4 protein-coding genes and 1 pseudogene are annotated in these 3,886 nt (G+C 63.8%); 3 read left to right on the plus strand and 2 right to left on the minus strand.

Annotated features, from left to right (window positions below; all coding sequences use genetic code 11):
* The first annotated feature begins 201 nt into the window (after positions 1 to 201).
* Entirely contained in the window at positions 202 to 1,305 is a 1,104-nt protein-coding gene (locus WAN71_RS19590) for a phenazine antibiotic biosynthesis protein (RefSeq protein WP_422226920.1), read from the plus strand.
* Positions 1,302 to 2,666: an aldehyde dehydrogenase family protein gene (locus WAN71_RS19595; protein WP_422226922.1), complete on the plus strand. Its 1,365-nt coding sequence runs from the start codon at positions 1,302 to 1,304 to the stop codon at positions 2,664 to 2,666. Before WAN71_RS19590 ends, WAN71_RS19595 begins: the two co-directional genes overlap by 4 nt.
* 25 nt (positions 2,667 to 2,691) lie before the next feature.
* On the opposite strand, the pseudogene rpmE reads toward WAN71_RS19595, so the two are convergent.
* Together rpmE and WAN71_RS19605 are read right to left on the minus strand one after the other, a co-directional pair.
* Positions 2,692 to 2,805, minus strand: a pseudogene (gene rpmE / locus WAN71_RS19600) (50S ribosomal protein L31); the annotation flags it as partial.
* Positions 2,806 to 2,866: 61 nt separating this feature from the next.
* Positions 2,867 to 3,166: a hypothetical protein gene (locus WAN71_RS19605; protein ID WP_422226921.1), complete on the minus strand. Its 300-nt coding sequence runs from the start codon at positions 3,164 to 3,166 to the stop codon at positions 2,867 to 2,869.
* Between the two features lie 146 nt (positions 3,167 to 3,312).
* Between WAN71_RS19605 and WAN71_RS19610 the strand changes: the two genes are divergently transcribed.
* A complete protein-coding gene (locus tag WAN71_RS19610) occupies positions 3,313 to 3,675 on the plus strand; it encodes a MarR family winged helix-turn-helix transcriptional regulator (RefSeq protein ID WP_422226923.1) in 363 nt (120 codons plus the stop codon).
* Positions 3,676 to 3,886: the final 211 nt, after the last annotated feature.

Consider the following 3,886-nt stretch of genomic DNA (forward strand, 5'->3'; position numbering starts at 1 on the left):
CTTCTGTTACACCCAACGCGGGTGCGTGTCATTGCCGGTGCCAGCGCTCGCGGCTGGTGTCGCTCGCTCGAGTCCGAGAGATGTCGGCCTGGCGAATTGTGCTGCTACAACCAGTTAACTGCATGCGAAAAAGCTTCTAGGTTAAGCCGATTGGCTGCCTGTCGATTGCTCGGTCGATCTGGCCTGCGACATGATCGGTGCATGGCCGATATCGACTTTTCGTTGCTGGATGTGCCGCGGTCAGCGCCGGTCGACGACGCTGAGGCGTACCTACGCACCGCGATAGCCTGGCACTTCGGCGAAGATACCGGCTGCGCGTTCTGGTTACGGGCGGCGCGCACGCTGAACTTCAACCCGCTGACCGATGTCAACACGTTTGCCGATTTGCGGCTGTTCCCCAACCTGCTGAACGAGTTGCGGAATGTGCCCATCGAAGAGCTGATCCCGCGCGGGTACGGATCACCGCCCGTTCCACAGATATTCGAGTCCGGTGGCACCACAGGTGCACCCAAAAGAACTGTGCAGCTGGCTGATTGGCTCGAGCAAGTGATCCAGTGGCAAACCGAGGACTTCGCCAATGGCGGCTTTCTGCGAGGCCGTGGCTTCGTCTGCATGATGCCGAGTGGGCCGCACGGTGTTGGCTACTTTTCTCGTCTGGTCTCGCAGCGCCTCGGCTCAGTTTTTCACGCAATCGACCTGGATCCTCGCTGGGTCAAGAAGATTGCCGCCCGCCCGATCGTACAAGCCACCTCCGAGGTGTCGGCCTATGTCGACCATCTCATCGAGCAGACCGTGCACATTCTTGCGACCCAAGATGTGGCGAATCTGCACACCACTCCCCCACTGCTCGAGGCCATCGCCCGCAACGACCACGTGGCGAACCTGGTGAACGACAAGATTCGCTTCACGCTGCTCAGCGGTGCCCATGTGGACGCCGATACGCTCGACTTGCTCCGCGATATCTTCCCGAATACGGCGATCACCATGGTGTTCGGCAGCACCATGATTCTTTCGCAAGCGGTCACTCGCCGGACCGGTGACGGTGAGCCGTTCGTTTTCGATCCGCGCACACCCTATGTCGTGTTCTCGGTGGTGGACCCCGACACCGGCGACGACGTGCCCTACGGGCAACGCGGGCAGGTGGTGATGAACCATCTCAGCAAGGGCATGTTCCTGCCGAACAACCTGGAGCGCGACAGCGCGATCCGGCTGCCGGGACCCGAAGGCCAAGTTGGCGATTCGGTCAGCGAGGTACGCCCCGTTGCAGCTTTCGAAGGCGAGCCCGTCATCGAAGGCGTCTACTGATGCGCATCGATGCGCTCGGCCCCAGCGGCGCGTACCAGACCCGCAACCGCGAAGTCGTCGCGACCACCGCCGGCGCCGCGGTGGTCGAGCTCAGCATCGTGCCACCGCTATATGTCTCACGCACTATTAGCGCTCAACGCAACACCCGGCCGCTGCCCGCGGAACAACGCGAAGCCGCGTTGGCCAAAGCCGCCGACGCTTTCGCCACCGGGGTGATCGCGGGGCTGGACTTCGGCACCTACGTCGACCTGGCCAGCCGGATATCCGGGGTCCCCATCGCGGTGACCCGTTCGAGCGCCCGCGGCGTCGCCGATGCTGTCGCTTCGGCATTCGGCGTAGCGCAGCTGGCCCGACCAGAGGGCGCTGTCCCGGATTGGCGCGACAAGCGCACTCGCGACGGTGCTGCGGTCTGGGTACGGCGGGGTGATGTATTCGGCGTCCTGGCCTCTGGAAACGGCCCGGGCGTGCACGGGTTGTGGCCTCAGTCGCTCGCGCTGGGATACCGGGTGGCGGTCCGCCCGTCACGCCGCGAGCCGCTCACCGCACACCGGTTGGTTCACGCGTTGCGGGACGCCGGGTTTCGCCCGGAAGATGCCGTGTACCTGCCTACCGATCATCGCGGAGCGGACGAGATCATCCGGTCCGCCGATCTCGCCATGGTCTACGGAAGTCAAGGCGTCGTCGACATGTACGCCAACGACCCGACGGTGTTGGTCAACGGCCCGGGCCGGGCCAAGATCCTGATCACCGCCGACCACGACTGGCGGAACTACCTCGACGTCATCACCGATTCGATTGCCAACCTGGGCGGGATCGCATGCGTCAATGCCACCGCCGTGCTCTACGAGGGCGATCCCGCCCCGCTGGCCCATGCGATCGCCGACCGGCTATCGGCGATTCCGGTGCTGCCGACCGAGGATGAGCGAGCGATCCTGCCCACCCAAAACATCGACCAGGCAAAGGCTTTGGCGAACTATCTAGCAACCGCGGCGGCGGGCACCATACCGGTGCTCGGCGCCGACCAGGTGGTCGCCGCGCTGACCGACGGCTGCGCCGCCCTGCGGCCGGCCGTACACCTGATGGCCAAGCCCGACGTGGCCAAGCTGAACATAGAGTTGCCGTTCCCGTGTGTTTGGGTCTCGCCGTGGTCGCGCTCCGACGGTGTGGACCCGCTACGGCATTCGTTGGTGATCAACGCAATCACCGACGATGAAGACCTGATCGACTGTCTGCTCGCCGATTCGACCATCGCCAATGTGTACCGCGGCCACCACCCGACGTACTACGGGGCGCCCGAAATCCCGCACGACGGGTTCCTGGCCGATTTCCTCATGGGCAACAAAGGCTTTATTCGCGACTGACGCTGCGGGCCTTGCTGTTCGCCGACTATGCACGCCGCCGGCCGTAACACCGGTAGAACCTTTCCAACCGGCCGGCGGTATCGAGCGTGCGCCGTGCGCCGGTCCAAAACGGGTGCGAGTCAGACGACACGTCGACCACCGCACGTTGCTAGTCCCCTGTCCGTGCAACGCTCGGTTGGCGTGGGGTCGCAGAGGCCTCACTAGTGCAGGTTGTCGGATCGAATTGCACACGGGGCCAGGATATCTTCAATGAGGCGCCGAAGGTGCTGCTCATCCTCGTGCCCGAGGTAGAAGTCCAGCCAGCTTGCGCACCGCGCCACCAGATCGGCCGGAAGCGCCATCCGTTTGCCGGTGGTTGATGTAATTAGAGACCGGATGGCCGCGAACGTTTCGCCCACGCCGATCGCTGCATAGACCTCATTGCGTTCAACCTGGCTCAGGTCGCGCTCGCCGGCTCCAGCGAGCGTCCACGCCAAGTCGATTTCTTCACTTACCTTCACGGCTTACCTCCACTGCTTGAACCGGTTCTCGACCGTCGACAATGCGGTGTCCGGTGAAGAGCTCCGCGTCCGGTCACAAGTGTGGAAAGCGCTTCACGTAGTTGGGTGCGTCCGCGATGCAGCCTTCGACGTCCGACCAGGGCGCGATGCTGCTCGTGCGGCATCTCGCCCGAGGCTCCAGCCTCGCGCCCAGGACCGTGTTGGCGACACTGGAGGAAGACGGTCCGACTCGGCTTACCGCGCTGGCGGCCCCAAGCGGCGTTAGTCAGCCGGCGATGACTCAGTTGGTTGGGCGATTAGAGCGAGACGGCCTGGTCGTTCGACTCGTCGACCCCGACGATGCGCGTGCCACGCTGGTCGATATCACCGGCGCCGGGCGGGCATACGGGCTGAGCTGCACGAGGCCCAAAACGACCATCTGGCAGAACTGCTGGAAACGCTATCCCCCGAAGACGAGGCCACGCTGGGCTTGGCCATGCGCGTTGCCTTGCCGCTCATGCAGCGACTGACCCAGCAGGCCGCGTTGACGAATGGAGCCAGTAGGAGGTGAAGTGATGTATCGAGCGATCCCACTAAACAACGGACTCTGGCGCATCGAAGGAGTGAGGCAACGGTACTTCACCGCTGCAGCTGCCTGCTTCGCAGCTGCACAGTTTGAGCACACCCTCACCCAACACCGACAGTTCCAGCGAGCCATGAATACCTACTCCGCGCGATCGC

It is taken from the genome of Mycobacterium sp., assembly GCF_049280035.1.
Lineage (GTDB): Bacteria > Actinomycetota > Actinomycetes > Mycobacteriales > Mycobacteriaceae > Mycobacterium.